At 64.1% G+C, this 24,175-nt stretch carries 26 protein-coding genes; 11 read left to right on the forward strand and 15 right to left on the reverse strand.

What is annotated here, in order from left to right; all coding sequences use genetic code 11:
* Nucleotides 1-186: 186 nt before the first annotated feature.
* The 3 genes from AC1DYC_RS30420 to AC1DYC_RS30430 are packed head-to-tail and all read left to right on the forward strand — an operon-like array spanning nt 187 to nt 2,170.
* Complete coding sequence (locus AC1DYC_RS30420; RefSeq protein WP_477411366.1) at nt 187-1,164, forward strand: threonine ammonia-lyase; 978 nt, start codon at nt 187-189, stop codon at nt 1,162-1,164.
* 8 nt (nt 1,165-1,172) lie between these two features.
* Complete coding sequence (locus AC1DYC_RS30425) at nt 1,173-1,553, forward strand: nuclear transport factor 2 family protein (RefSeq protein WP_477411367.1); 381 nt, start codon at nt 1,173-1,175, stop codon at nt 1,551-1,553.
* 17 nt (nt 1,554-1,570) lie between these two features.
* Nucleotides 1,571-2,170: a DNA-3-methyladenine glycosylase gene (locus AC1DYC_RS30430; RefSeq protein ID WP_477411368.1), complete on the forward strand. Its 600-nt coding sequence runs from the start codon at nt 1,571-1,573 to the stop codon at nt 2,168-2,170.
* 3 nt (nt 2,171-2,173) lie between these two features.
* Here the strand turns inward: AC1DYC_RS30430 and AC1DYC_RS30435 are convergent, their stop codons facing one another.
* From AC1DYC_RS30435 to AC1DYC_RS30450, 4 genes are read right to left on the reverse strand one after another with little or no spacing between them, the layout of a single operon-like run.
* Entirely contained in the window at nt 2,174-3,310 is a 1,137-nt protein-coding gene (locus tag AC1DYC_RS30435; RefSeq protein WP_477411369.1) for an ABC transporter permease, read from the reverse strand.
* Nucleotides 3,307-4,227, reverse strand: coding sequence for an ABC transporter ATP-binding protein (locus AC1DYC_RS30440; RefSeq protein ID WP_477411370.1), 921 nt, complete (start codon nt 4,225-4,227; stop codon nt 3,307-3,309). The genes AC1DYC_RS30435 and AC1DYC_RS30440 overlap by 4 nt, the downstream gene beginning before the upstream one ends.
* Nucleotides 4,224-5,177 (reverse strand): HlyD family secretion protein, encoded by a 954-nt coding sequence (locus tag AC1DYC_RS30445; protein ID WP_477411371.1) that lies wholly within the window; start codon nt 5,175-5,177, stop codon nt 4,224-4,226. Before AC1DYC_RS30445 ends, AC1DYC_RS30440 begins: the two co-directional genes overlap by 4 nt.
* Entirely contained in the window at nt 5,174-5,878 is a 705-nt protein-coding gene (locus AC1DYC_RS30450) for a CerR family C-terminal domain-containing protein (RefSeq protein WP_477411372.1), read from the reverse strand. Before AC1DYC_RS30450 ends, AC1DYC_RS30445 begins: the two co-directional genes overlap by 4 nt.
* Nucleotides 5,879-5,969: 91 nt before the next feature.
* Between AC1DYC_RS30450 and AC1DYC_RS30455 the strand changes: the two genes are divergently transcribed.
* The 3 genes from AC1DYC_RS30455 to AC1DYC_RS30465 are packed head-to-tail and all read left to right on the forward strand — an operon-like array spanning nt 5,970 to nt 8,259.
* The gene (locus tag AC1DYC_RS30455; RefSeq protein ID WP_477411373.1) at nt 5,970-6,443 is read left to right on the forward strand and encodes a CYTH domain-containing protein; all 474 of its coding nucleotides are present in this window, start codon (nt 5,970-5,972) and stop codon (nt 6,441-6,443) included.
* Entirely contained in the window at nt 6,440-7,384 is a 945-nt protein-coding gene (locus tag AC1DYC_RS30460) for a CHAD domain-containing protein (RefSeq protein ID WP_477411374.1), read from the forward strand. Before AC1DYC_RS30455 ends, AC1DYC_RS30460 begins: the two co-directional genes overlap by 4 nt.
* 47 nt (nt 7,385-7,431) lie before the next feature.
* Complete coding sequence (locus tag AC1DYC_RS30465) at nt 7,432-8,259, forward strand: C40 family peptidase (protein ID WP_477411375.1); 828 nt, start codon at nt 7,432-7,434, stop codon at nt 8,257-8,259.
* Between the two features lie 63 nt (nt 8,260-8,322).
* On the opposite strand, the gene AC1DYC_RS30470 is transcribed toward AC1DYC_RS30465, so the two are convergent.
* Together AC1DYC_RS30470 and AC1DYC_RS30475 are read right to left on the reverse strand one after the other, a co-directional pair.
* On the reverse strand, nt 8,323-9,618 hold the full coding sequence (locus AC1DYC_RS30470) for an adenylate/guanylate cyclase domain-containing protein (RefSeq protein WP_477411376.1): 1,296 nt from the start codon (nt 9,616-9,618) through the stop codon (nt 8,323-8,325).
* A 252-nt stretch (nt 9,619-9,870) separates the two neighbouring features.
* Complete coding sequence (locus tag AC1DYC_RS30475) at nt 9,871-10,671, reverse strand: helix-turn-helix domain-containing protein (RefSeq protein ID WP_477411377.1); 801 nt, start codon at nt 10,669-10,671, stop codon at nt 9,871-9,873.
* A gap of 115 nt (nt 10,672-10,786) precedes the next feature.
* Here AC1DYC_RS30475 and AC1DYC_RS30480 point away from each other — a divergent pair, with 115 nt between their 5' ends.
* Nucleotides 10,787-11,656 (forward strand): NHL repeat-containing protein, encoded by an 870-nt coding sequence (locus AC1DYC_RS30480; protein ID WP_477411378.1) that lies wholly within the window; start codon nt 10,787-10,789, stop codon nt 11,654-11,656.
* Nucleotides 11,657-11,685: 29 nt separating this feature from the next.
* On the opposite strand, the gene AC1DYC_RS30485 is transcribed toward AC1DYC_RS30480, so the two are convergent.
* The 4 genes from AC1DYC_RS30485 to AC1DYC_RS30500 form a co-directional block, all read right to left on the reverse strand.
* Entirely contained in the window at nt 11,686-13,413 is a 1,728-nt protein-coding gene (locus AC1DYC_RS30485; RefSeq protein ID WP_477411379.1) for a SulP family inorganic anion transporter, read from the reverse strand.
* A gap of 79 nt (nt 13,414-13,492) precedes the next feature.
* Entirely contained in the window at nt 13,493-13,762 is a 270-nt protein-coding gene (locus tag AC1DYC_RS30490) for a helix-turn-helix domain-containing protein (protein ID WP_477411380.1), read from the reverse strand.
* 291 nt (nt 13,763-14,053) lie between these two features.
* Nucleotides 14,054-14,770 (reverse strand): phosphatase PAP2 family protein, encoded by a 717-nt coding sequence (locus AC1DYC_RS30495; RefSeq protein ID WP_477411381.1) that lies wholly within the window; start codon nt 14,768-14,770, stop codon nt 14,054-14,056.
* A gap of 4 nt (nt 14,771-14,774) precedes the next feature.
* A complete protein-coding gene (locus AC1DYC_RS30500; protein WP_477411382.1) occupies nt 14,775-15,116 on the reverse strand; it encodes a hypothetical protein in 342 nt (113 codons plus the stop codon).
* A 205-nt stretch (nt 15,117-15,321) separates the two neighbouring features.
* Here AC1DYC_RS30500 and AC1DYC_RS30505 point away from each other — a divergent pair, with 205 nt between their 5' ends.
* Complete coding sequence (locus AC1DYC_RS30505) at nt 15,322-15,546, forward strand: hypothetical protein (RefSeq protein WP_477287120.1); 225 nt, start codon at nt 15,322-15,324, stop codon at nt 15,544-15,546.
* A gap of 122 nt (nt 15,547-15,668) precedes the next feature.
* On the opposite strand, the gene AC1DYC_RS30510 is transcribed toward AC1DYC_RS30505, so the two are convergent.
* The 3 genes from AC1DYC_RS30510 to AC1DYC_RS30520 all read right to left on the reverse strand — a co-directional run bounded on the left by AC1DYC_RS30510 (nt 15,669) and on the right by AC1DYC_RS30520 (nt 18,386).
* Nucleotides 15,669-16,349: a GNAT family N-acetyltransferase gene (locus AC1DYC_RS30510; RefSeq protein ID WP_477411383.1), complete on the reverse strand. Its 681-nt coding sequence runs from the start codon at nt 16,347-16,349 to the stop codon at nt 15,669-15,671.
* Complete coding sequence (locus AC1DYC_RS30515) at nt 16,346-16,831, reverse strand: MarR family winged helix-turn-helix transcriptional regulator (protein WP_477411384.1); 486 nt, start codon at nt 16,829-16,831, stop codon at nt 16,346-16,348. Before AC1DYC_RS30515 ends, AC1DYC_RS30510 begins: the two co-directional genes overlap by 4 nt.
* A 382-nt stretch (nt 16,832-17,213) precedes the next feature.
* Nucleotides 17,214-18,386, reverse strand: coding sequence for a flavin-containing monooxygenase (locus AC1DYC_RS30520; RefSeq protein WP_477411385.1), 1,173 nt, complete (start codon nt 18,384-18,386; stop codon nt 17,214-17,216).
* Between the two features lie 149 nt (nt 18,387-18,535).
* On the opposite strand from AC1DYC_RS30520, the gene AC1DYC_RS30525 reads away from it, so the two are divergent.
* Nucleotides 18,536-19,567 carry a phosphatidylglycerol lysyltransferase domain-containing protein gene (locus tag AC1DYC_RS30525; RefSeq protein ID WP_477411386.1) on the forward strand — a complete coding sequence of 344 codons (1,032 nt, stop codon included), beginning with the start codon at nt 18,536-18,538 and terminating at the stop codon, nt 19,565-19,567.
* A gap of 23 nt (nt 19,568-19,590) precedes the next feature.
* Here the strand turns inward: AC1DYC_RS30525 and AC1DYC_RS30530 are convergent, their stop codons facing one another.
* Both AC1DYC_RS30530 and AC1DYC_RS30535 read right to left on the reverse strand, forming a co-directional pair.
* A complete protein-coding gene (locus tag AC1DYC_RS30530) occupies nt 19,591-20,352 on the reverse strand; it encodes an ABC transporter permease (protein ID WP_477411387.1) in 762 nt (253 codons plus the stop codon).
* The gene (locus tag AC1DYC_RS30535) at nt 20,349-21,290 is read right to left on the reverse strand and encodes an ABC transporter ATP-binding protein (RefSeq protein ID WP_477411388.1); all 942 of its coding nucleotides are present in this window, start codon (nt 21,288-21,290) and stop codon (nt 20,349-20,351) included. Before AC1DYC_RS30535 ends, AC1DYC_RS30530 begins: the two co-directional genes overlap by 4 nt.
* 256 nt (nt 21,291-21,546) lie before the next feature.
* Between AC1DYC_RS30535 and AC1DYC_RS30540 the strand changes: the two genes are divergently transcribed.
* Together AC1DYC_RS30540 and AC1DYC_RS30545 are read left to right on the forward strand one after the other, a co-directional pair.
* Nucleotides 21,547-22,908, forward strand: a complete 1,362-nt coding sequence (locus tag AC1DYC_RS30540; RefSeq protein WP_477411389.1) for a cytochrome ubiquinol oxidase subunit I — start codon at nt 21,547-21,549, stop codon at nt 22,906-22,908.
* Between the two features lie 4 nt (nt 22,909-22,912).
* On the forward strand, nt 22,913-23,917 hold the full coding sequence (locus AC1DYC_RS30545; RefSeq protein WP_477411390.1) for a cytochrome d ubiquinol oxidase subunit II: 1,005 nt from the start codon (nt 22,913-22,915) through the stop codon (nt 23,915-23,917).
* Nucleotides 23,918-24,175 lie beyond the last annotated feature (258 nt).

Here is a 24,175-nt window from a genome sequence, read left to right on the forward strand (position 1 = left end):
AATTCTGCTTCCCCCGCCCCTTAGCCGATACGGCTCCGCGGATAAAGGCGGGAGCGGTGGGCCAGTTTGACCCTCCTCCACGCGGGTCATCCCCGCCAAACTTTGTAACGGTCACATTTTTTCATTGGTGCGCGTCCTGCCTTTGCGTGCACCATGCGCCGATCTCATCCCTCTCAGGACTTCGCCATGACCACGCTTCCCGGCATTGCCGACATCCACGCCGCCGCCGCGCGGCTCTCCGGCTTGATCGTCGAAACGCCGTTGATCGAATCGCTGGAACTCAACAAGCGCTTCGGCGGCCGCATCCTGTTCAAGCCGGAGACGCTGCAGCGCACCGGCTCGTTCAAGTTCCGCGGCGCCTACAACAAATTGTCGACGCTGAGCGAGGAAGAGCGCGGCCGCGGCGTCGTCGCCTTTTCTTCCGGAAACCATGCGCAAGGCGTCGCAGCATCGGCCGCCATGTTCGGCGTCAAGGCGGTCATCGCCATGCCGGCCGATGCGCCGGCGATGAAGATCGCCAATGTCCGGAAGATGGGCGCCGAGGTGGTGCCGTTCGATCGCTTTCGCGACGACCGCATGACCGTGGTGCGCCCCTATATGGACAAGGGCATGGTGCTGGTGCCGCCCTTCGACGATCCGGCCATCATCGCGGGGCAGGGCACGATCGGCCTTGAACTGATGCGCCAGGTCAAGGCGCTGGGCATCAGCCTCGACGCTGTCCTCATTCCCTGTGGCGGCGGCGGCCTGTCGAGCGGCGTGTCAATCGCCGTCAAGGATGCTTCGCCGGGCACTGCCGTGTGGGCGGTGGAGCCCGAGCATTTCGACGACACCCGCCGCTCGCTGATCGAGGGAAAAAGGGTTTCGAACGAACCCGGCCACAGCTCGATCTGCGATGCCATCCTCACCGCCGAGCCCGGCGCGATCACCTTCGAGATCAACCGCAAGAATCTCGCCGGCGCCATCGCCGTCTCCGACAAGGCGGCCGCACAGGCGATGCGCGACGCCATGGCCCACCTTAAGCTGGTGGTCGAGCCCGGCGGCTGCGTAGCTCTGGCAGCACTTTCGTCGGGCGAGATCGAGCTGTCAGGCAAATGCGTTGCCGTCGTGCTGTCGGGCGGCAATGTCGATTTCAGCACCTATGCCGAGATCATGGCCGCGGCCTGAGAACCGGTATGGCAGACGCTGAGATAAGAGCGGCGCTGGATCGCCATTGGGCGGCCTCCGATGCCAATGATTTCGAGGCGGAGCATCAGATCTATCGCTACGACGCGGTGCTCGACTATCCGCAATCGGGCGAGCGCATTGTCGGGCGGCACAACATCCAGTCCTCGCGGGCGGCGCAGCCGAACCAGAAACGCTTTTCCGTGCGCCGTATCATCGGCGCCGGAAACCTCTGGATCACCGAGTATGTCCTGACCTATGACGGGGTTCCGTCCTATACGGTGAGCATCATGGAGTTCCTCGATGGCAAGGTGGCCCGCGAGACCCAGTACTTTGGCGATCCATTCGAGCCGGGCCCTTCGCGCGCACAATGGGTCGAGCGGATACCTTGAAGCCAGGCGGCGGTAGCATGACCGGCCGCCGCCCACTCGACCGCGCCGACCTGCCGGAAGATACGGCTGCTCTCGCCCGCTATCTCATCGGCAGGCTGGTGATGCGGGAGCTGCCGGAAGGTATCGTCAGCGGCCGCATCGTCGAGACCGAAGCCTATATCGTCGGCGACGCCGCCGGCCATGGCTATCGCGGTATGACGCCGCGCAACCGTTCGCTGTTTCTCGAGGCCGGCCACGCTTACATCTATCTCGCCTATGGCGTCTCCTGGATGCTCAACGTTTCCAGCGAGGGGGCCGGCACCGGCACCGGCGTGCTGATCCGGGCGCTCGAACCGATCGAAGGCATTCCGCTTATGCAGCAGAACCGGGGCGTTCAGCGCTTGCGTGACCTGGCGCGAGGTCCGGGACGGCTCGCCCAGGCCTTGCGGATCGACCGTTCGCTCGACGGTCTCGATCTGTGCCGGCAAGGCCCGCTATGGCTGGCCGAAGATGAGCATCAAGCCGGCGACATCGGCCAAGGCATCCGCATCGGCATTTCCAAGGATGCGGACCGCCCGCTGCGGTTCTATGTCAGGGGCAGCCCCTTCGTCAGCGGTCCGAGATCGCTCAATCCTTGAGAGCTAATCGAGTGTCCGCCTGAATCGCACCAGTGCAACGCCGGCAAACAAGGCCACGAACGCAACCAGCCAGGTGATCTCGCCCGCCACCGCCGGCAGCTCGGCGCCCTTCAGCATCACCGCGCGGGTGATGCGCAGAAAATGCGTCAGCGGGAAAATCTCGCCAAAGATCTGCGCCCAGCCCGGCATGCCGCGATAGGGGAACATGAAGCCCGACAGCAGAATCGACGGCAGGAAGAAGAAGAAGGTCAGCTGCAGCGCCTGCATTTGTGTGCGGGCAATGGTCGAGATGGTGTAGCCGAGCAGCACCAGCGCCAGCACGAACACCAGCACTGCCGTGAGCAGCAGCGACATCGAGCCGGTGAAGGGGATGGCGAACAAAAGCTTCGACGCCGCCAGCACCACCACCACCTGCACCGCGCCGACCGCCAGATAGGGCAGCACCTTGCCCATCATGATCTCGAGCGGGCTGGACGGCATCGCCAGAAGGTTCTCCATCGTGCCGCGCTCGGTCTCGCGCGTCAGCGCGATCGAGGTCATCATCACCATGGTCATCTGCAGGATGACGCCGAGCAGGCCGGGAACGATGTTGTATTGCGAGATTCCTTCCGGGTTGTAGCGCCGGTGCACCACCACGTCGAGCTGGCCCCTGGCGTTCTCGGTCGCCGCCTCCTGCATGCCTTGCGCCCGAAGCAGCGCCTGGCTGGCGACCGTGCTTAGCGTCGAGATGGCGCCGCTGGCGGCGGCCGGGTCAGTGGCGTCGGCCTCGATCAGAATCTCAGGATTGTCGCCGCGTTCGACCCGGCGGCCGAAATCGGCGGGGATGGTGACGACGAAGGTGACGTCGCCGTGTGCCATCAGGAACTCGGCCTCCTCGACGCTTTGCGCGACGTGGTCGAAACGGTAATAGCCGGTCGTCTGAAGCGCCGCGACAATGGCGCGGGTGTAAGGGTCGTTGCTGGTCGCCACGAGTGCGGCAGGCAGGCTTTTGGGGTCGTTGTTGATGGCGTAGCCGAACAGCACCAGCTGAACCAGCGGCACGCCAAGCATCATGGCGAAGGTGATGCGGTCGCGCCGCATCTGGATGAATTCCTTGATCAGCAGCGCGCCAAGCCTGGCGAAGGAAAAGATGCCGTTCATGCCATATTGTCCTTCGAGCCGGACATGAACTGGATGAACACATCCTCGAGGCTGGTTTCGCCGGGCTTTACCGTGACGCCCTTGTGCTCCTTCTCGACGTCGGCCAGCGCCTTCTCGAGCTTTGCCTTGTCGGAGCCAACGACGTGCAGCGTGGCGCCGAACGGCGCAACCTGGTCGACGCCCGGCCGTTCCTTCAGGGCATCGGCAACCTGGTCGAGGCGCGGCCCCTGCAGCACGAAGGTGGTCAGCCCGGCATTCCTCACCACTTCGTCCACCGTGCCGGTGGCCAGCATCTTGCCATAGGAGATATAGCTGATGCGGTGGCAGCGCTCGGCCTCGTCCATATAATGGGTGGAGACCAGCACGGTCAGGCCGCGGCTGGCGAGGCGATGGATCTCGTCCCAGAATTCGCGCCGCGCCTTGGGGTCGACGCCGGCGGTCGGCTCGTCGAGCAGCAGCAGCTTCGGCTTGTGCATGATGCAGGCGGCCAGCGCCAGCCGCTGCTTCCAGCCGCCCGACAGCGTGCCGGCGAGTTGGTTGCGCCGCGTCGTCAGGCCGAGCTCTTCCAGCGTGCGCGCGACATGCTCCTCGACCGGCTTCAGCCGGTAGAGCCGCGCCACGAATTCGAGGTTTTCGCCGATCGTCAGATCCTCGTAGAACGAGAATTTCTGCGTCATGTAGCCGACTTCGCGCTTGATGCGGAGCGACTCGGTGCGGATGTTGAATCCCAGCACCGTGCCTTCGCCCTCGTCGGGCGTCAGCAGGCCGCACATGATGCGAATGGTCGTCGTCTTGCCCGAGCCGTTCGGCCCGAGAAAGCCGACGATCTCGCCTTCGGCCACCGACATCGTCACATGGTCGACGACGGTCTTGTCGCCAAAACGCTTGACCAGGCCATGGACGTCAATGGCGTTCATTTTGCTGAGGCCGCCAGCTCGACATCGACGATCTGACCCGGCTGCAGCGGGCCCGTATTGCCCTCGGGCCGGGCTTCGACGAGGTAGACCAGCTTCTGCCGGTTCTCGAGCGAATAGATCACCGGCGGGGTGAATTCCGGATCGGGCGAGACATAGCTGACGCGCGCCTTCACGCCCTCGCCACAGCCGTCGCAGTGGACGGCAAGCAGCGTGCCGACCTTGATCGAGGAGAAGGCGCTTTCCGGGATATAGACGCTGAGTTTCACGGCGCCATCGGGCAGTATAGAAATGACGGGCGCGGTCGGGCCGGCAGTGTCGCCGGGGTTGCGGATGACGTCGTTGACGCGGCCGGGCGACGGCGCGGCCAGCACCCGCTTCGACAGCCGCCACTGAGCCTGTTCCAGGGCCGACTGCGCCTGCTTGACCTGGTTGTCGGCCGCCTTGATCGTTTCAGCTCGTGCCGGCAGGCCGCCGACGGCGAGATTTGCCTCCGCCTGGCCGACCTGCGCATTGGCCGTCTCCAGCGTCGCCGACGCGGTGTCGTAGTCGGCCTGCGTGCCGGTGCCGCGCTTGAACAGGTCGGCGGCGCGGTCATAGCGGCGCCTGGCGTCGGTGGCTTGCGCGCGGGCCATGTCGACCTCGGCCTTCAGCACGGCGATCTCTTCCGGCCTTTTGCCGACCTGCAGATCGGCCAGCTGCGCCTGCGCCTGCGCCAGCGCCGCTTCGGCTTGCGCCACGGCAATCTTGGCATCGGCGCTTTCCAGCGTCACCACCGGCGTGTTGGGCTCGACACGGTCGCCGCGCTTGACCGTGACGGTCTCGACCTGCGCCACCTCGATCGGCGCCAGCAAGACATAGTCGCCCTCGACATAGCCGACGGCGAGAGGCGCTGCCGGCGCGCAGGCGCCGAACAGCTGGGCCGCGAGCGGCAGGGAACAGAAAAAGCTCATCGCTTGCCCTCCTTGCGGGCGGCCGGTTTGCGCGCGCCCAGCATGGCCTCGAGATTGTTCGTGGCGACCGCCACCACCTTGGCGGCTTCCGCCGCGCCGATCTCGCGCCAGCCCATCCGGCGCAGCACTGCCTCACGGCCGATGCGGAAATAGATGACCTGGCCGATCATGGTGAAAACGGTGAGCTTGGTGGCCTCGCTCTCGGCTGGCTCGCCGGTAGCCTGTTCCCAGACCTGGCAGAGCCGGCGATGCGTCGGCTCGAACACGCCGGCATAGATACGGTCGAGCGCCGCCGTGGGATGCGAGAGCTCGCGGAGTACGAATTGTACGATCTCGCCGGCCTCGGGGCTAGCAACGATAAATCCCACCATCGCCTCCAGCGCGGTGAACAATTGCGCCCTGGCAGCCTCCGGGGTGGACGGAGTCGACGCCTGCGCCGGTCCGATCGCCTGTCCGGCAATGGCCTGGATGGTTTCGACGATGTGGTCGGCGGCGGCGGCGCGTAAGCCTTCCTTGCCGCCGAAATGATAGGCGATCGAGCCGATATTGGCCTTGGCCTCAGCCGCAATCTCGCGTGTCGAGGTGCCGTCGAAGCCCTGCCGTCCGAACAGTTTGAGCGCGGCCAGCACGAGTGCGGCGCGCGTTTGCTCGGCGGGCGATATTTCCTGGCGGGGCATTTTTTCGGGTGCGGCTTTGATCATGCAGACTATTTAATCAATCGATTGATTAAAGTCAAATTGATTCTCTGTGCCGGCTTGCCATGTCGAGCCGCAGACGCTTTAGTGCGCGGCCATGGGCAAGGAAGTCGAACGCAAATTCCTGGTCTCCAGCGCCGAATGGCGCAATCTGGCCGAGGCGAATATCCGCATTCGCCAGTTTTACCTTGCCGCAGCGCCTGGCCGCACCGTGCGGGTGCGCATCAGCGACGGCACCTCGGCGAAGCTGACGCTCAAATTCGGCAGCCGCGCCCGCGAGCGCGACGAATACGAATATCCGATCCCGCTGGCCGATGCCGAGGAGATGCTGGCCTTCGCCATCGGACATGTCATCGAGAAGACACGCCACCATGTTAGGCATCGCGGCTATCTCTATGAAGTCGATGTTTTCGGCGGGATTCTTGCCGGCCTGGTGGTGGCCGAGCTCGAGACGCCGGAGAATGTACCAGACGAAATGCTGCCCGACTGGCTCGGCCGCGAAGTGACCGGCGAGCAAAGGTTTTACAACGCGTCGCTCGCCCTTGGGGGGATTCCGGAGATCGCCGCATGAGTTTTCGCATCGATCCGCGCCTGCCGCTGACCGGCGAGGTCAGGCGTATCCTTGGCGAGGAAATCGGCAAGGCGCTTGCCCATCTGGCCGCGGCGCGCGACCGGCCGGAGCAGGCATTGCACAAATGCCGCAAGCGGCTGAAGAGCGCGCGCGCCTTGTTGCGCCTCGTCCATTCCGGAAACGAAACGTTTTGCCAGACCGAAAACCAGTGCTACCGCCAGGTGGCCGCCCTGCTGGCGGGCCCACGCGAGGCGACCGCTCTGGTCGAAACCGTCGACCGGCTGGCGGCCGCCTTTCCAGAGCAGGTTGCCGGCGGCGGCCTCGACAGCGTGCGCGACCTGTTTATCACCCGCCAACATGAAATCCATGCCGGCGCCGGCCTCGACGCGGCCATAGGTGCTGCCACCGCCGCCTGCGAGGAAGGCCTGGTGCGGATAGAGCGGCTGCTGCTCCCGGATTTGCCCGAGCATGCCGCTGACGTGCTCGCCGACGGCGCCCGCGCCACCTTGCGCCGGGCCAGGAAGGCGCTGGACAGAGCGGGATCGCGCGGCGGGGCCGAGGATTTCCACGATCTGCGCAAGGCGGCCAAGACCCACTCAATGCATTTGTCGCTGCTCGGCCGGTTGTGGCCGACGCCGATCAAGGTGCGGCGCAAGGCGGTCGACGAACTGGGCGAAAGGCTGGGCGAGCTGCACGATGTCTTCGTCATGCGCGCGCTGCTCGAAGCCGACGGCGAGCCGCTCGGCGATGCGCACGACACCAAACTCCTGGGCAAGCTGTTGAAGCGCTCGGAAAAAAGCCTGAAGAAGGCCTGTCTCGCCGGGGCCGCCGAACTGTTCGGCGACAGCCCCAAGCACTCGACCAGGAAGCTCGCCCGCAATGCGCGCGACGACCTGGCCGGCCCAGCGCCGCAGGAAGAGACGGGCGTTCCGGTCGGTTGACGGCGCGCTGGCCCTTGCCGGTCGGCCCGTGCTAGTCACGCTCTACGATGACCGCGCCCGCCGAAACGCTTCTCGACCGACTTGGCCGCTGGCTTGCCGGCCGGCTGCAGGACGAATCCTCCGGCTATGAGCCCTACACGCCGTCCGACGCCGAGACGCTGCGTCGCGCGCTCGAACCCGGCGACATCCTGCTCATCGAGGGCAACCAGAAGATCTCCGCGGTCATCAAATATCTGACCCAGTCGACGTGGTCGCACGCCGCCTTCTATGTTGGCGATGCCTTGTCCGAACCCGCTGATGGGTCGGAGCGGCCGCGCCTGATCGAGGTTACGCTCGGCGAAGGCTGTGTCGCCGTGCCGCTGTCGCGCTACCGCACCTACAACACGCGCATCTGTCGCGCGAGCGGCCTGACGCCGGAAGACCGCGACAAGGTCGTCGCCTTCATGATCGGCAAGCTCGGCCTGAAATACGACCTCAAGAACATCTTCGACATGCTGCGCTTTTTCCTGCCGGCACCGCCGGTGCCGGTGCGCTGGCGCCGCCGCATGCTGGCTTTCGGCTCGGGCGATCCGACGCGCGCCATCTGCTCGACGCTGATTGCCGAGGCCTATGGCGAGATCCGCTATCCGATCCTGCCCGAGATCACCCGCGCACCCGGCCGCGCCTCGGCGCAGTCGACCTATATGCGCAAGGAAATCCTGCACATCCGCCATCACTCGCTCTACACGCCGCGCGATTTCGACCTGTCGCCCTTTTTCCGCATCGTCAAGCCGACGCTGGAATATGGTTTCGACTACCGAACGGTGACCTGGGACGACAAGGCAAGCACAGACGCCGCAGCCACGAAAGCTGGAGCAATCGCCTCAGACACGTGACGGCTTTCGGGCTGCGTTACCCCTATCTGACCGAGGCGCAGGCGTTTCACATGGCGGCCTACATCACGCCGAAACCGCGATAGCGCTCTGGTTTTCGGCTCTGTGTTCGACCCAGACATGGACCGGTTCGTCCCGGCCGCGGATATTCACCGGCCCATGATCGCGCGCATTCAACTGTGCCGTTGGCGATTCCGCCTTCGCGGCCTCAATCAGTCGTGACCCAAAGCAAATACTCGCCCGAAGCTCACGGCAGAGCGACTGCAAACGGCTGGCGACGTTGACGGTGTCGCCCACCACCGCGAAGGACAGATTGCGCTCGCTGCCGACCGCACCGATGACGACTGCGCCATATTGTGCACCGATCCGAACGTCCAGCTGCGGGTATCCCCTGGACACACGCTGTACATTCCAGTCTTCGAGAGCAGCGATCATCGCTTCGGCGCACCGGATGGCCCGAGTCGCGTCGTCATGGCTGGCTTGCGGAACCCCGAATGTCGCCATGATGCAATCGCCGATATAGTTGTCGACGGTGCCATGGTGGTCGAAAACGACCTGCTCCATGCGACGGTGGAACTGACGCAGAAGTTCGAACACTGCTTCGGCCGGATGATCCTCGGAATAGTGTGTGAAGCCGACGATGTCGGCGAACAGCACCGCGATATCCTGCCGGCGGACCGGGCCGAAGGGCTCGTCATCGGTGGCGAGCTGGTCGACGACATTGGGCGAAAAATGCCGGGCGAGATTGGCGCGGGCGCGCTCTGCCTTGACATAGTCATCCGACAGATGTCGGGAACGAGAGACGACCAGTGCCATGATTGCGCCGATAATCAGCACAATCAACACGTTGGTCGCCTGCGCGAATGTGTCGACGAAATTGGGGTTGAGATAGAGGTTCAGTCGCTCTGCCATCGGCATCGAATAGAGGTTCGTCGCCGGAATGACGGTTCCCGGACGAAGAATCACCCATCCCACGCCGATCGTCCACGTCAAGGCCGCTAGCGCGCCGAGATAGAGCGCCAATCGTGTCGAAAGGGTCAGCGCGCCAAGGCATACGAAAATCAGCAGGAATTTGAAGCTACCCTCGCGCAGTTGCATCGCGGCCGGCGCGACCTCCTGGGAAAACGGGTTGGGCGTTATCAGCAGAACGGTCAGCAGAATGATGTCCAGCGTACCGACGAGGTAACCGATCCACCATCGCGCCGTGCTGCGACGACGCGCAAAGAGAAACTGGATCAGGCCGACGAGCTGGAACAGCACGAGGCCCGCCAGCACGAAGAGCAACGCGGCATCCCAGCGGCTGATCAATGAAAAGAAGCAGGAGATCACAGCAAGCGATGCGGTACGCGCCCAGAACTGCAATGCAGCACCCTGGCGTTCCGCGCGCTCCCGCAAATTCTTCAGGCGCGAATAGCGGCGAAGCTCAAGTGTTGGCGCTGTCGGCATGGGATCACTTCGATTCATGGGGGCGTGTCATGCGGTCTGGCAAATCAATGCGCGAACTCTATCACGAATGTGGGTTTCATTTTTGAAACGCGGCTGCAAAGAGCAAAAACGTCCAGACAAAAGATCTGGGTGAAAACCGAAGCAGGACAAGGCAGAGGCTTGGCCGTGTCAGGCCGGCAAAGGACGGCGTCCCTTTGCCGGAGCGGCGGGCCGGTCGGACGCACCGGCATCCCTGGGGTGCGGGCCGATCGGCATGATCGCCGGAAACGGCGTTGCACCGAAAGCAAACGTCCATTTGTAGCCGGTCAGCCCGTCCTCGGGCGTCGTGTGCTGGTCGTGATGGGCGAGCAGCTTGACGCGATCGGCCAGTTCCTCGGCCTCGCGCTTCACCATCTCCGCGGTCTCCGGCCGCATCCGCCGCGAGAACGAGACGAAGGTCGCTTCCCGCTCCAGATGGGTGATCGCCCAGCCGATGAAATTCTTGTTGGTCATCTCGAACAGCGGCCTGAGCGGCCCTTCGAAATTCCACTGGATCGGCGTGTCGACCAGCAGCCGTGCCGACAGCCCGCTGCCGAGCGCAATCAGCCCGAGCGCTTCGAGATCGCGCAGATAGAGGAACATCGAGGCTTCGCTCAAGCCTTGCGAGCGCATGACGCCTTCGGGCGTGAATTTCTCCGACAGCATCACGAAGATGAACAGCAGCGCCGGCCGCCCGGCGAGCTTGCGCTCGATCTCCGGCGCGATGCGGTTGACTGGTCCCGGCCCCCTGTTCATCGATCCCAGCACGTTTTCCAGCTCGACGCCGGCGGCGGCGCAGATTTCCACCAACCGGTCGAGCTTGCAATTGCGCTCGTGAAAAATGCGCTTCACCGTCGGCTCGGAAACGCCCATCCGTTCGGCAAGGTCGCGATAGGTGACGCCCTTGGCCTTCAGCGTCCGCTTCAGCGCCTCGAAGATCAGGCCGTTCATGGGATGCACCTCTTTTGCGCGATTTGGTATCGGTTTTCGATACTAGCTGTAATCGATCTTCCCGAAAAGTATCGAAATCTCTAGCTCTCCGCTCGTCATCACAGGAGACCTGGCCATGAAACCCCTCATCACCTCTATTTGTTTCGCCGCCCTCGGTATCGTGCTTGCACCGGCCGCCCAGGCCAGCGAGATCTGGCGCGCCTCCGGCTTCCAGCAGCCGGAATCGGCGCTGTTCGATGCCGCCAACAACCGCATCATCGTCTCCAACATCGTCGGCAATCCCGGCGAAGCCGACGGCAACGGTTATCTCTCGGTACTGTCGTTGGACGGCAAGGTCGTTAGCCAGCACTGGACCGACGGCATGGATGCGCCGAAAGGCTCGGCAATCTCCGGCGGCAAGCTCTACGTCGCCGACATCACCAAGGTGCGCGTCGTCGATCTCGCCAGCGGCAAGCTCGTCTCGACTATCGATGTGCCTGGCGCCGTCTTCCTCAACGACGTGACGTCGGACAGGTCGGGCAAGGTCTATGTCACCGACATGCTGGCCGATGCCATCTACCGCATCGACGGCGACAAGCCCGAGCTGTTCATAAAGGACGCGATGCTGGCCTCGCCCAATGGAGTCTTCGCCGATGGCGGCCGGCTGATCGTGGCGTCCTGGGGCAAGGGCATCAAGCCCGACTTCAGCACCGCCGAGCCCGGCGGCCTGCTGTCGGTGGATATCGCCAGCAAAGCCGTCACGCCAATGCCCGGCGCGCAAAATTTCGCCGACCTCGACGGCGTCGTCGCCATCGGCGACAGCATCTACGCCACCGCCTACATGACCGGCACGCTCTATCGCTACAAGGATGGCGGCGCTCCGCAGGTTGTGGCGCAGTTCAAGCCGGGCAGCGCCGATATCGGCACCGATGGCACGCGAATCTTCGTGCCGCTGATGAACGAAGGCGATATCGCCGCGGAGACCTTCGACGGAACATCGCAATGATCGACCGCCGGCCGGTCCCCGGCCGGCGGCTACGCCTTCTCCGGGGCCAACTGCGCCCGCGCATCCCCGATCGAGGCAGCATAGGTCACCAGCGGGCGCTTGACGCCGTGGTTGATCAGCGTGCGCCGTATCTGCGGCGAGGCGCCTGAGATGATGAAGCGCACGCCGGCGCGCCTGGCCTTGTGGGCCGCGCCCTCGATGACATTGGCCGCGGTGGAATCGAAGAAAGGCACCGCCGAGCAATCGAGGATGAAGTTCTTGCGCTGGTCGGCGATACGGTCGAGCACGGTGCCGACCGTGGAGGCGGCGCCGAAGAAGAACGCGCCCGAGATGCGATAGACGACGGTCTCGGCGTCGGTCGCCTCGCTGGAATCATAGACGCTGGCGCTGTCAGCGACGTCGTCCTGCGCCAGCGACTGGTCCGCTTCGACCGCGATCGACTTGGCCATACGGTCGATGAACAGGATCGACCCCAGCGCGAAGCCGACGACAATGCCTTCGGTCAGGTCGCGGAAGACGACGATCAGGAAGGTCGCCATCAGCACCAGCGCATCGCCGCGCGAGGCGCGCAGCAGCGTGGCGAAGGCCTGCTTCTCGAACATGTTCCAGCACACCACCGCCAGCACGCCGGCAAGGGCGGCAAGCGGGATGTAGCTGGCCAGTGGTGCGGCCACCAGCATGAAGACCAGCAGGAACAGCGAGTGCAGCATGCCCGAAACCGGCCCATGCGCGCCGGCCCTCACATTGGTGGCAGTGCGGGCGATGGTGCCGGTGGTGCAGATGCCGCCGAACAGGGCAGACGCGATGTTGGCAAAGCCTTGCGCCACCAGCTCGCAATTGGAGCGGTGCCGCCGCCCCGTCATGCCGTCGGCGACCACTGCCGAGAGCAGCGATTCAATGGCGCCGAGCAGCGCAAAAGCCACCGCATCCGGCAGCACAGCGATAGCCTTGTCGAGGCTGAGCGCCGGCAGCGCCGGAAACGGCAGGCTGCGCGGAATGCCGCCATAGCGGGTGCCGATCGTTTCCGCCGGAAGCGAAAGCATCGCCACGACAAGCGAGGCCAGCCCGACGGCGATCAGCATGCCCGGCCAGCCGGGTCGCCAACGCTTCACGCCGACGATGGTGGCGATGGTCAGCACCGCCACCATCGTCGCCGAGATGTTGACCGTGCCGGCCGCCTGCCCGATCGCCATCAGTTTCGGCAGCAGCGGCCCGGGCTCGGGCCCGGCAAGCGTCAGCCCGAACAGTTCGACGATCTGGCCGGAGAAGATGATGATGGCGATGCCGGCGGTGAAGCCGACCGTCACCGGATAGGGGATGAATTTGATGTAGGTGCCGAGCCGGAGATAGCCGATGGCGAGCAGGAAGACGCCCGACATCATCGTTGCCAGCAGCAGCCCGTCGATGCCTTCGCGCTGCACCGTCGCTGCCACCAGCACGATGAAGGCGCCGGCCGGCCCACCGATCTGGAAGCGGCTGCCGCCGAGCGCCGAGACGATGAAGCCGCCGACAATGGCCGTGAACAGGCCGCGCTCCGGCGTTACGCCCGAAGCAATCGCGATCGCCATCGACAACGGCAACGCGACAATCGCGACAGTCAGCCCGGCCATGAAGTCGGCCTTGAATTGCGGCAGGCGGTAACCTTCGCGCCAGACCGTCACCAGTTTTGGTGTGAACAGCTCGGAAAATGTCGGCATTGCCGACTTCTGGGCCGACTTCTGGGCCGGTTGATGCACTGCTCGTCGGATCTGGTCCATGGACTGCCTTCCGCTTGCGTGAAGGCGGCGGGATCGTCGGCAGGACTGTCGGCGGTCGCCGTCGCGACTGTATGCCGGCTCAGCCTTGCGGGTTCGGCGGGGCGGCAGACTTGAGGCGCACGCCTCGGCCACCGCGCTCGCTGGTCTGGTTCTCGCCGATCAGTTCCACCCCGGCCTCGTCGAGTGCCTGGATGACCTTCATCAGCGTGTCGACCACGCCCCTGACCACGCCGTCGCTCGCTTCCATGCGCTGAATGGTCGGAAGCGAAACGCCGGCGCGCTCGGCGAGCGTCCTCTGATCGATGCCGGCCAGCGCCCTCGCGGCGCGCATCTGCGCGGCAGTGATCATCGGCCTGAGCCCCCGTCTGAGTCTGCGGTTTCTACGTATAATACAATCATGGTGATGTTTCAACCATCATAAAGCATATATGAGACATGATATTGCCTGTGGAGTCGGATGGGCGGGAAACCGGATAAGCATGCTACGCTCCCCGCCTTTGGTTCTCATTGGAGGGGAGATATCGGTTGAAGATTTTCAAGACCTTGATGACATCGGCAGCCTTGCTGTCGGCGGTTTTTCTGCTGGCGGGCTGCGGACACGGGCTGATCAACCGGCTGATTTGATGGTCGCTCCGGACTGTCAGTTTTCAGACTCGCTGTCACTATTCGCCACCGCATGCCGCCGCTGCAGCAGCCGCGCTGCCAGCCAGCACAGCATCGCCCAGGCGAAGCCGGCGCACCAGCCGGCGAGCACGTCGGAAGGCCAGTGGACGCCGAGATAGACGCGGCTGACGCCGACCAGCAGTGTCGTCAGAACCGCCAGGCAGAGCACGAAGATCTTCGTCGTACGTCCCGGCAGGAAGCGCGCCGCCAGCGAGCCGAGAGTCAAATAGGTCACCGCCGAGACCATGGCATGGCCGCTTGGAAACGACAGCGACGTCTCTGTGACGAGGTGCGAGACGAGGTCCGGGCGCGGCCGGTCGATCTCGGCTTTCAGCAAGGTCGACAGCAACTGCCCGCCGGCCACCGCCACCAGGATGAACAGCGCTGTGCCTGCCTTGCGGATCAGCACGAGATAGACGATCACCGCCGTGACGATCAGCGTCAGCACCGCCGAGCTGCCGAGGCTGGTGATGTCGCGCATCGCGCCTTGCAGCCAGAGCGGCCCGAGCGGAACGTCGGGATGGCCGGCCTGGCGGAAGGCGAGCAGGATCTCGGTATCGAAAGCATGCGGGGTGGTGTCGCGTGCCACCTCCATCAGCTCCTCGAACCCCCAAAGCCCGCCGGCGATGATCAGCCCGGCGAGCAGCACCGGAAATTCGATCCAGTTGGTGAGGGTGCGGAGGGTAGCCTTCATCGGTCTATAGCCGCCCCTGCAGATAGGGCCCGAGCGTGATCAGCGCCACCGCGGCGATGGCCAGCACAATGCCGGTCGCCTGCAAGGCGTTGACGCGTTCGCCGAAGAAGATCAACGCCACCGCATTGACCGCCACCAGCTGGATCACCGCCGACAGGCTGAACGACACCGACATGCCGAATTCGCGGACCAGCCGCAGCATCATCAGGTTGCCTGCCGTATAGAGCGCCAGCGTCAGCACGATCTTGCCGAGGCTCGGCGCCAGCCCCCATTGCTTGGCTGCGATTGCCGCCAGCAGGAAGATCACCGTCGAAATGACGAGCTGCGCCAGTCCCCAGAAACTCACTTTGTGCCTCGCTGCCGTTTGTGGCAGCCCTTGTTTCGCAAGCGTGCCGGGACGTCAAGCGAACTGCGGTGAGTGGCAGCAAGATCGCGGTGCGATTGCAACGTTCGGGCCGGATTCACTCAAATCCGGGCGTCTGCTCCACTCAAGCCTCGGGAAAGATTGGACATTTATTCTCAGCGCCCTAGGTCTTGTAGAGGAGGCTGCCATGCCGAAGTCTGTTTATGACCGTGGCCTGCTCAGGCCCAATGACATCGCCAAGCTGCAACGTGTGTTCGACGAGGCCTGCCGCAGGCGCGACGTGCATCCCGATTCGGCCGAGGCGCGGGAGATCGCGCTGAACGTGCTCGCGCTCCACAATGCCGGTATGGTCGAGGAGGATATGCTTATGGAAACCGTGGGTTTCCGCCGGTTGGAGCCGAAATCGGCGTGAAGCCATAAGGATGGCTCTTGCCTAGAGCGTTTCACCGTTTCACGGAAACGGCGAACCGCTCTATCTCTTTGTTTCTACGCAATTCCGGACGGAAAACCGCACACACTTTTCCTGGAATTGCTCTAGCCGGCGCGCTGCACGACGGCTACGTTCATCTCTGACCTCAGCTTAAAACCGATGGATTCGTACAATCCGATCGCGTTGGCATTGTTGGCATAGGCGTGCAGGTAGGGCACCTCGCCGCGCGCCGCGATGCGGTTGGACACGAACACCGACAGCAGCCGGCCGAGGCCGCCGCCGCGAAAGTCCGGATGCGAACAGACGCCGCTGAGTTCGCTGTAGCCGGGCTGCTTCATGCGCTCGCCGGCCATCGCCGCCAGCCTGCCATTGATCTTCACGCCCCAGAAATCGCCGAGGCTAAGCGCCTTGAGCGTGAACGGGCCCGGCTTGGTCAGCGACGCCAGAGCGAGCATCTCGGCCGCATCGTCCAGCGTGAGTTGCTGGACGCGCTCATCCGACACGGGGGGCAATGGCGACTCGGCAACCATCTGAACACCGAAGGCGGTCGTGGTTGCGGTCAGTTCCGGCGGCAGGACAATGGCGTCCGCCTGAAGCATGAACACGCTTTCACCTGCGGGAACGAGTCTTCCGAGCGCCTGCAGGCTCTCAGCGTCATCTGCGCCTGAAGCCGCGAAGGGGACGATCGAGGAGGGATAACGTCTGGCGAGCTTGTCGCCATAGGCAAAGATGCGATGCCGCGTGTCGAGCGCGCTCCAGACAGGACGGTCGAGGACATGGCTCATGGCGCGACGCCCTGTTTTACACGACGATCGAGCGGAGCTGCCGCCAGGCCGTCCTCGATGGCGGAGAGTTGTTCGAGAAGCGGCCCTGTCAGCCCTTTGCACAAATCGGCGACGGCATTCTCGATGCGCGGCCAGACATCCCGCTTCGCTCTGTCGACCAGACGTTGACCATTCTTGGTCAGCGAGACCATTCGCCGCCGCTGGTCGCCGTCCGACTGGATGACCTCGACCAGCCCCAGCTCGGCAAGCAGCGCCACGCTGCGCGTCACGCCCGGCTGGGTGATGCCGAGCGACTGCGCCAGCTCGCCGACAGGCAGCGGCCCGAGTCGATCAAGCGCGGCCAGCAGCGGGTACTGGCTCGACTGCACCGGCACCTCCAGACCATCGAGCATGCGCTGCGTGTCGGCCTGCAACTGCTCGCCGATGCGCTTCAGCCTGCTGCCGAGGGTGAGGTAGCCAAGAGATCGAATGATGTCTTCCATGGGTGAGTTTGCTCGCTTATTCATTACATGTTATATAACAAGGCAACGAACAACTTCAAGAGCTTGCTTTGGAGGTTGGCCGCAGTCCTCTCAGCTTCGTCATCCACGGGCGAAGCAGCCGCGCAGCGGCGTCGCGAAGACCCGAGGATCCATTCCGTGACCTTCGCCGTGGAGCGTTCGCGGAGCAGAATTCTGCACCGTAGCAACGCGTTGATGTCGCGGCATGGATCCTCGGGTCTGCGCCGCGTCGCTACCCTCCTTGCTCCGCCCGTGGATGACGAAGGGACGGGGCGCTTCGGCTAATCGCCGAGGTATGCGATCCCGTCGTGCGGATGCAGCAGCAATCTCGAGAGTGCGCTGTGTTTCTCTGTCCAGCGCTCGGCTACAACTCCCGTGCCATCTGCCTGGCAATCGCCTCAGCCTGCATACCCGCGCTATGAAAATAGCTGGTCAGGCTCGGGCGCATGCCGATGAACCATAGGCCGGGCTGGCCACTCGGGGTGCCGCCATTGGCTTTCGGCACGCCCTTGGCGTCGAGTACGCCGAGATCGCCCAGCATGGTTTCCAGCCCGGTGCGATAACCGGTCGCCGCTATCACCACGTCCGGCGAGATGACCGTGCCGTCGGTCAGCCGCACGGCCTGGCCTTCGAAGGCTGCCACCGGCGCCACCACCGAAATGCGGCCGGCCTTCAACGCGGCGACCGCGCCGTCGTCGACGGCAATCGCGATCTGCTCGACGCCGAGCCGGCTGGCGCCGCCTTTCGGCGCCGGCGGCAAGCCGAAACGGGTGAGGTCGCCGAACACCAGGCGTTGCGTCGCCGCGATCACCGCGTCGGCAATCCAAGTCGGCAGCATCGCCATGAAGCCGCCGAAGCGCGCGACGGCGACCTTGCCGATCCGCTTCGGCATCAGCGACGGACCCTGTCTGGCCGACAGCCACACGGCTTCTGTGTCGGCGCGAGCAAGATGGTTGAGCACGTCGAAGCCGGAATTTCCGGCGCCGACCACCAGCACTTTTTTGCCGGCATAGTCCTCCGCGGTGCCGAAATCGGCGGCGTGGACGAGCTTGCCGGCGAAAGTCGCCTTGCCCGGCCAGTCCGGAGTCCACGGCAAGCGATCACGACCTGTGGCAACGATGACGTGACGTGCGCTCAGCACGCCTTGGCCGGTATGAACGAGCCAGTGGCTGCCGCTGCGCTCGATCCTCTCGACGGCGGTACCGAATTCAACCCTTATGCCGCGGGTGCGGGCAAAATCCTTGAGATAGCCGACGATGACATCCTTGCTCGGAAAGGCGGCGGTGCGCGGCGGAAAGGCAAGGCCGGGCAGGGCCGAAAGGGCGCGATGCGTGTTGAGGGTCAGCTTCTCGTGCCGGCGCCGCCACGGCTCGGCGATCCGCTGTTCCTTGTCCAGCACGACGGCCGCCATGCCGCGTCGGCCAAGCGCGTCGGCGGCGGCCAGCCCCGCCGCGCCGGCGCCAATGACGATCACCGTCTCGTCGGGTCCTTTCGGCCCCGGGACGATAGGCATCGTTTCGCGTGTGGTTGCCGCCATTCGGTCGAGATTCCCTTTTAGCTGCGCCATGGGGACCCGTCCTATATGGCACAGCGGCCATATGATCGATAATGAGGTCGCGTCAATGCGACTGATTCGAGGCCTGGGGGGCAGGCCTCTGTTTATCATCGGCACGCGGAAGTTCGACCATGCCCTCCTTGCGTATCTTTCTCGACAGACTGCTGGAGGGCGCCGCAGCCAAGGTGCCGCGCCTGGATTTGACGCATGTCGAGCGGCTGGCGCTGGTCCGCCAGCACGGCGACTTCTCGCTGGCCTATTCGACCGCCGTGCAGCAAAAACTGTCCTATTTCGGCGACGCCGACGGCTATATCGCCTTCGGCACCAAGATGAAGCATCATTTCGCGCTCGGCGACCCGGTGGCTCATCCGCCCGGTCGGCCCGACTACATCAGGCGCTTCGTCGAAGCCGCCGACAGCCCGTGGTTCGTGCAGATCGGCGAGCCGACGGCGCGCGTGCTTTCCGGCCTCGGCTACCAGGTCAACCGTCTCGGCATCGATACGCGGCTGGAGCTTCCCGCGCACGACTTTTCCGGCAAGCGCAACGAAACCGTGCGCTATTCCGAACGCTGGCTCCTGAAGAAGGGGTTTTCCTTTGGCGAGGGAGCGGTCTATCTCGATGAGGTCCAGCGCCTGTCGCAGAACTGGCGGGCCGACCGCATCGTCAAGCGCTGGGAGATGGCGTTCCTCAACCGCCCCTTTGCCGATCATCTCGGCATCGATATGCGCCGTTTCGTGCTCTACAGCCCGGAAGGCGAACTCGTCGCCTTGCTCGATTTCGATCCGCTGTTCAAGGACGGCAAGGTGATCGGCTACACCACCTCGTTCAAGCGCAAGCACATCGATGCCTCGCCGCATGCCGAGATCGGCCTGACAAAATTCGCCGTCGACCGCTTTCGCAGCGAGGGTATTTCGGTCGTCACGCTCGGCCTGTCGCCGATGCTCCACGTCGGGACCAATGAATTTGCCGAATCGAGCTTCTGGCGTAACGCTTTCGAGCGCGCCTATGAATCGCCCTGGGTCAACCGCAGCAAGTTCAACCTTAAGGGCCAAGCGGCGTTCAAGCGCCGCTTCCATGGCGTCGAGGAGCCGACCTACATCGCCTTCCGCAAAGGCACGCTGTTCGAAATGCTCGGATTGCTGCGCCTGATCAAGGCGATCTAGCCCTTGGCCGAAGCCACGGTTCGTCAGTTGCGCAGCCGGTAGCCGGTCCGGAAGATCCAGCCGACAACGGCGATGCAGACCGCCAAGAACACCACCGTCATGCCGAGACTGACGCCGACCGAGACGTCGGACTTGCCATAAAAGCTCCAGCGGAAGCCGCTGATGAGATAGACGACCGGGTTGAACAGCGTCACGGTCCGCCAGACCTCGGGCAGCATGTTGATCGAGTAGAAGCTGCCGCCGAGGAAGGTCAGCGGCGTGATGATCAACAGCGGCACCAGCTGCAGCTGCTCGAAGCTTTTCGCCCAGATGCCGATGATGAAGCCGAACAGGCTGAAGGTCACCGCCGTCAGCACCAGGAAGGCGAGCATCCAGAACGGATGCTGGATGTGCAGCGGCACGAACAGCGAGGCCGTGGCCAGGATGATCAGGCCGAGGATGATCGACTTGGTCGCGGCGCCACCGACATAGGCGATGACGATCTCCAGATACGACACCGGCGCCGACAGAAGCTCGTAGATCGAGCCGACGAATTTCGGGAAATAGATGGCGAAGGAGGCGTTGGAGATCGACTGCGTCAACAGCGACAGCATGATCAGGCCGGGCACGATGAAGGCGCCGTAGCTGATGCCGTCGATCTCGGTGATGCGCGAGCCGATGGCCGAGCCGAAGACAACGAAATAGAGCGATGTCGAGATCACCGGCGAGACGATGCTCTGCAGCACGGTGCGGAACGCACGCGCCATCTCGACCCGGTAGATCGCCCAGACTGCACGCCAGTTCATGGTTCTTGCCTCAGCAGATTGACGAAGATCTCCTCGAGCGAAGAGTTCTGCGTGTCCATGTCGCGGAACTGGATGCCGGCGGCCTCAAGCTCGCGCAGCAGAGAGGCGACGCCGGGGCGTTCGCTCTGATTGTCATAGGTGTAGGTCAGCTGTCCGCCATCACCCGACAGTTCCAACGCATAGCGGGAGAAGGCGTCGGGAATGGCGGTGAGCGGCGTGCGCAGCTCCAGCACCAGCCGCTTACGGCCAAGCTTGCGCATCAGCTCCGCCTTGCCCTCGACCAGGATGATCTCGCCCTTGTTGATAACGCCGACGCGGTCGGCCATCGCCTCGGCCTCTTCGATGTAATGCGTGGTCAGAATGATGGTGACGCCGTCGTCGCGCAGCCGCCGCACCATCGCCCACATATCCTGGCGCAGCTCGACATCGACGCCGGCCGTCGGCTCGTCGAGGAACAGCACGCGCGGTTCGTGCGACAGCGCCTTGGCGATCATCAGCCGGCGCTTCATGCCGCCAGACAGCGTGATCGCCTTGGCGTCCTTCTTGTCCCACAGCGAGAGATCGCGCAGCACCTTCTCGACGAAGCCGGGGTTCGGCGCCTTGCCGAACAGGCCGCGGCTGTAATTGACCGTGGTCCATACGGTTTCGAAAGCGTCGATGGTTAGCTCCTGCGGCACCAGCCCGATCAGGCTGCGCGCGGCGCGGTAATCGCGATTGATGTCATGTCCGTCGACCGTGACCGTGCCCGACGAGCGGTTGACGATGCCGCAGACGATCGAGATCAACGTCGTCTTGCCGGCGCCGTTCGGCCCCAGCAGCGCGAAGATCTCGCCGCGTTCTATGTCGAGGTTGATTTCCTTCAGCGCCTTGAAGCCGGTGGCATAGGTCTTGGTGACCCCGGAAATGGAAATGATCGATGGCGAATTGGTGGAAGGCATGGGGCGGGAAACGACTGCTTGAAAGAGGCGGGGGATTATTATTGCGCTGAATGTCGGTTCGCGAACCCGGAAGTCAATGCCATTGCTGACAATTCTGGACAAACGTTCCCTTTTGGCCGTTTCGCCGGGGTAGCCGGGGCCGCTGACGGATTGGCCTCATCTGCTGCGACAACGCGCCCCGCGTGGCGCCACGCCGCTTTGACCGCACCGCATCGGCAGCCTATCCTGCGCCAAGAAACAGCAGCCGGAGCCCGCCATGGACCCGCTCATCCTGTCGCGAATGCAGTTCGGGGCGAACATTTCGTTCCACATCCTGTTTCCGACCATCACCATTGCGCTCGGCTGGGTGCTGCTGTTCTTCAAGCTCCGCTACAACGCCACCGGCGATTCCGCCTGGATGCGCGCCTATTTCACCTGGGTTAAGGTGTTCGCGCTGTCCTTCGCCATGGGTGTTGTCTCAGGCGTCACCATGAGCTTCCAGTTCGGCACCAACTGGCCGGGCTACATGGAAACGGTCGGCAACATTGCCGGGCCGCTGCTCGCCTACGAGATCCTCACCGCCTTCTTCCTCGAGGCGGCCTTCCTCGGCATCATGCTGTTCGGCTTCCGCCGGGTGTCGAACCGCGTCCATACGCTGGCCACCGTGCTGGTTGCCGGCGGCACCACGCTGTCCGCCTTCTGGATCATCGCGCTCAACTCCTGGATGCAGACGCCGGCCGGCTTCGAGATGATCGACGGCAAGGCGCATCCCGTCGACTGGTGGGCGATCGTCTTCAACCCGTCCATGCCTTATCGACTGACGCACATGCTGCTCGCCTCAGGGCTCACCGTCTCGTTCCTGATCGCCGGCCTGTCGGCGCTGCGCTACCTCAGCGGCGACCGTTCGGAATCGATGTGGAAGGCGTTGCGCACCGGCGTCTTCACCGCCGCCATCCTCATCCCGATCCAGATCTTTGCCGGCGACCAGCACGGGCTCAACACGCTGGAGCACCAGCCGCAGAAGATCGCCGCCATGGAGGCCAATTGGAACACCGGCCCCAACGTGCCGCTGGTGCTGTTTGCCTGGCCGGATGAGGCGGCGAAGGAAAACAGGTTCGAGGTCGCCATTCCCGATGGCGCCAGCGTGGTGCTGCGGCACTCCACCAGCGGCATCGTCCCGGGGCTGAACGACTATCCCGGCCTGCACCCGCCGGTCCTCCCGTTGTTCTGGGGCTTTCGCATCATGGTCGGCACCGGCATTTTGATGCTCATCGTCTCATGGTCGGCGACCTTCTTCCTCAAGCGCCGCCACAGCCTGCCGAAGCCGCTGGCCATGCTGATGGTGCCGATGTCGCTGTCGGGCTGGCTGGCGACGCTTGCCGGCTGGTACACGACCGAAATCGGCCGCCAGCCCTGGCTGGTCACCGGCGTGCTGAAGACGGCGGATGCCGTCGGCCCGGTCGCCGGCAGCCATGTCGCGCTGACTTTGGCGATCTATCTCATCCTCTATGTGCTTTTGCTGATCGCCTATCTCGGCGTGCTGGTGCACCTGGCGCTGAAGGCGGCCAAGGACGGCGACACCTCGCCGCTGCCGGGCGTGATGAAGACGGCGATGTCGCAGCCGGCTGCAGGAGAGTGAGACGATGACCTTCGACTGGCCAACCGCGCTCCCCCTCATCTTCGCCGGCCTGATGGGCCTCGCCATCCTGATCTATGTCATCCTCGACGGTTTCGATCTCGGCATCGGCATCCTGTTCTCGGTGGCCGAAGATGCCGAGCAGGACACGATGATCGCGGCCATCGGCCCGTTCTGGGACGCCAACGAGACCTGGCTGGTGCTGGCCGTCGGCCTGCTGCTGGTTGCCTTCCCGATGGCGCATGGCGTCATCCTCACCGCGCTCTATTTGCCGGTTTTCGTGCTTCTGGTCGGGCTCATCCTGCGCGGCGTCGCCTTCGATTTCCGCGCCAAGGTGCCGTCTGGCAAGAAGCACCGCTGGAACCGCATCTTCTTCCTCGGCTCCATCATCGCTTCGCTGTCGCAAGGCTATATGCTGGGCGTCTATGTGCTTGGCCTCGATGTCGGCCTGGGCGGCATCGCGTTCGGCGCGCTGGTGGCGCTCTGCCTATCAGCCGCCTATGCCGCGATGGGCGCGGCCTGGGTGATCTACAAGACCGAAGGCGAATTGCAAAAGAAGGCGGTGGCCTGGCTGCGCACCGCCCTGGTGCTGACCGCGCTCGGCATGGCTGCGGTGTCGCTGGCCACACCCTTCGCCAGCCCGCGCATTTTCGCCAAATGGTTCGTCTGGCCCGAAATGCTCTATCTGTCGCCGCTGCCGATCCTGTCGGCGCTGCTGTTTTTGTGGCTGTGGCGGCAGACCTTCCATCTGCCCAAGCCCGACGACCGCCATGCGCTCCGGCCGTTCCTGACGCTCGCCGCCATCTTCGCGCTCGGCTTCGCCGGCCTGGCGTGGTCGTTCTACCCCTTCGTGGTGCCCGACAGGCTGACCATCTGGCAGGCAGCGTCAGCGACGGAAAGCCTCGCCATCATCCTAGCCGGCACGGTGGTCGTGCTGCCGGTGATCATCTTCTACTCGTTCTATGCGTATCGGGTGTTCGGCGGCAAGGCGACGGATTTGACGTATGATTGAGGGGGGCTGATCTCCCCCCTTGAGGCAGGGGAATCGCATATGGCGATTTTGGGCTTGAAGTTGGCTTGAGAAGAGATTCTTTGGGAAGGCAGTCTTAGCGAAGGAGCGACTGCCATTTCCAGCCTTGAGAGCTATTTCGGCGCGGTGCCAGATCCGCGTGCGGCCAACGCCACGCACCGGCTAGGCGATCTGATCGTGATGATGATCGCCGCAAGCCTGTGTGGCGCAACCAACGCGACGGAGTTTTCGCTGTTCGCG

The organism is Mesorhizobium sp. P2_E7 (assembly GCF_056403855.1).

Bases quoted from the DNA above. Each gene is read 5' to 3' on its own strand.
- AC1DYC_RS30420 (WP_477411366.1), top strand. From the start codon at position 187: ATGACCACGCTTCCCGGCATTGCCGACATCCACGCCGCCGCCGCGCGG.
- AC1DYC_RS30425 (WP_477411367.1), top strand. From the start codon at position 1,173: ATGGCAGACGCTGAGATAAGAGCGGCGCTGGATCGCCATTGGGCGGCC.
- AC1DYC_RS30430 (WP_477411368.1), top strand. From the start codon at position 1,571: ATGACCGGCCGCCGCCCACTCGACCGCGCCGACCTGCCGGAAGATACG.
- AC1DYC_RS30435 (WP_477411369.1), bottom strand. From the start codon at position 3,310: ATGAACGGCATCTTTTCCTTCGCCAGGCTTGGCGCGCTGCTGATCAAG.
- AC1DYC_RS30440 (WP_477411370.1), bottom strand. From the start codon at position 4,227: ATGAACGCCATTGACGTCCATGGCCTGGTCAAGCGTTTTGGCGACAAG.
- AC1DYC_RS30445 (WP_477411371.1), bottom strand. From the start codon at position 5,177: ATGAGCTTTTTCTGTTCCCTGCCGCTCGCGGCCCAGCTGTTCGGCGCC.
- AC1DYC_RS30450 (WP_477411372.1), bottom strand. From the start codon at position 5,878: ATGATCAAAGCCGCACCCGAAAAAATGCCCCGCCAGGAAATATCGCCC.
- AC1DYC_RS30455 (WP_477411373.1), top strand. From the start codon at position 5,970: ATGGGCAAGGAAGTCGAACGCAAATTCCTGGTCTCCAGCGCCGAATGG.
- AC1DYC_RS30460 (WP_477411374.1), top strand. From the start codon at position 6,440: ATGAGTTTTCGCATCGATCCGCGCCTGCCGCTGACCGGCGAGGTCAGG.
- AC1DYC_RS30465 (WP_477411375.1), top strand. From the start codon at position 7,432: ATGACCGCGCCCGCCGAAACGCTTCTCGACCGACTTGGCCGCTGGCTT.
- AC1DYC_RS30475 (WP_477411377.1), bottom strand. From the start codon at position 10,671: ATGAACGGCCTGATCTTCGAGGCGCTGAAGCGGACGCTGAAGGCCAAG.
- AC1DYC_RS30480 (WP_477411378.1), top strand. From the start codon at position 10,787: ATGAAACCCCTCATCACCTCTATTTGTTTCGCCGCCCTCGGTATCGTG.
- AC1DYC_RS30485 (WP_477411379.1), bottom strand. From the start codon at position 13,413: ATGGACCAGATCCGACGAGCAGTGCATCAACCGGCCCAGAAGTCGGCC.
- AC1DYC_RS30490 (WP_477411380.1), bottom strand. From the start codon at position 13,762: ATGATCACTGCCGCGCAGATGCGCGCCGCGAGGGCGCTGGCCGGCATC.
- AC1DYC_RS30495 (WP_477411381.1), bottom strand. From the start codon at position 14,770: ATGAAGGCTACCCTCCGCACCCTCACCAACTGGATCGAATTTCCGGTG.
- AC1DYC_RS30505 (WP_477287120.1), top strand. From the start codon at position 15,322: ATGCCGAAGTCTGTTTATGACCGTGGCCTGCTCAGGCCCAATGACATC.
- AC1DYC_RS30510 (WP_477411383.1), bottom strand. From the start codon at position 16,349: ATGAGCCATGTCCTCGACCGTCCTGTCTGGAGCGCGCTCGACACGCGG.
- AC1DYC_RS30515 (WP_477411384.1), bottom strand. From the start codon at position 16,831: ATGGAAGACATCATTCGATCTCTTGGCTACCTCACCCTCGGCAGCAGG.
- AC1DYC_RS30520 (WP_477411385.1), bottom strand. From the start codon at position 18,386: ATGGCGGCAACCACACGCGAAACGATGCCTATCGTCCCGGGGCCGAAA.
- AC1DYC_RS30525 (WP_477411386.1), top strand. From the start codon at position 18,536: ATGCCCTCCTTGCGTATCTTTCTCGACAGACTGCTGGAGGGCGCCGCA.
- AC1DYC_RS30530 (WP_477411387.1), bottom strand. From the start codon at position 20,352: ATGAACTGGCGTGCAGTCTGGGCGATCTACCGGGTCGAGATGGCGCGT.
- AC1DYC_RS30535 (WP_477411388.1), bottom strand. From the start codon at position 21,290: ATGCCTTCCACCAATTCGCCATCGATCATTTCCATTTCCGGGGTCACC.
- AC1DYC_RS30540 (WP_477411389.1), top strand. From the start codon at position 21,547: ATGGACCCGCTCATCCTGTCGCGAATGCAGTTCGGGGCGAACATTTCG.
- AC1DYC_RS30545 (WP_477411390.1), top strand. From the start codon at position 22,913: ATGACCTTCGACTGGCCAACCGCGCTCCCCCTCATCTTCGCCGGCCTG.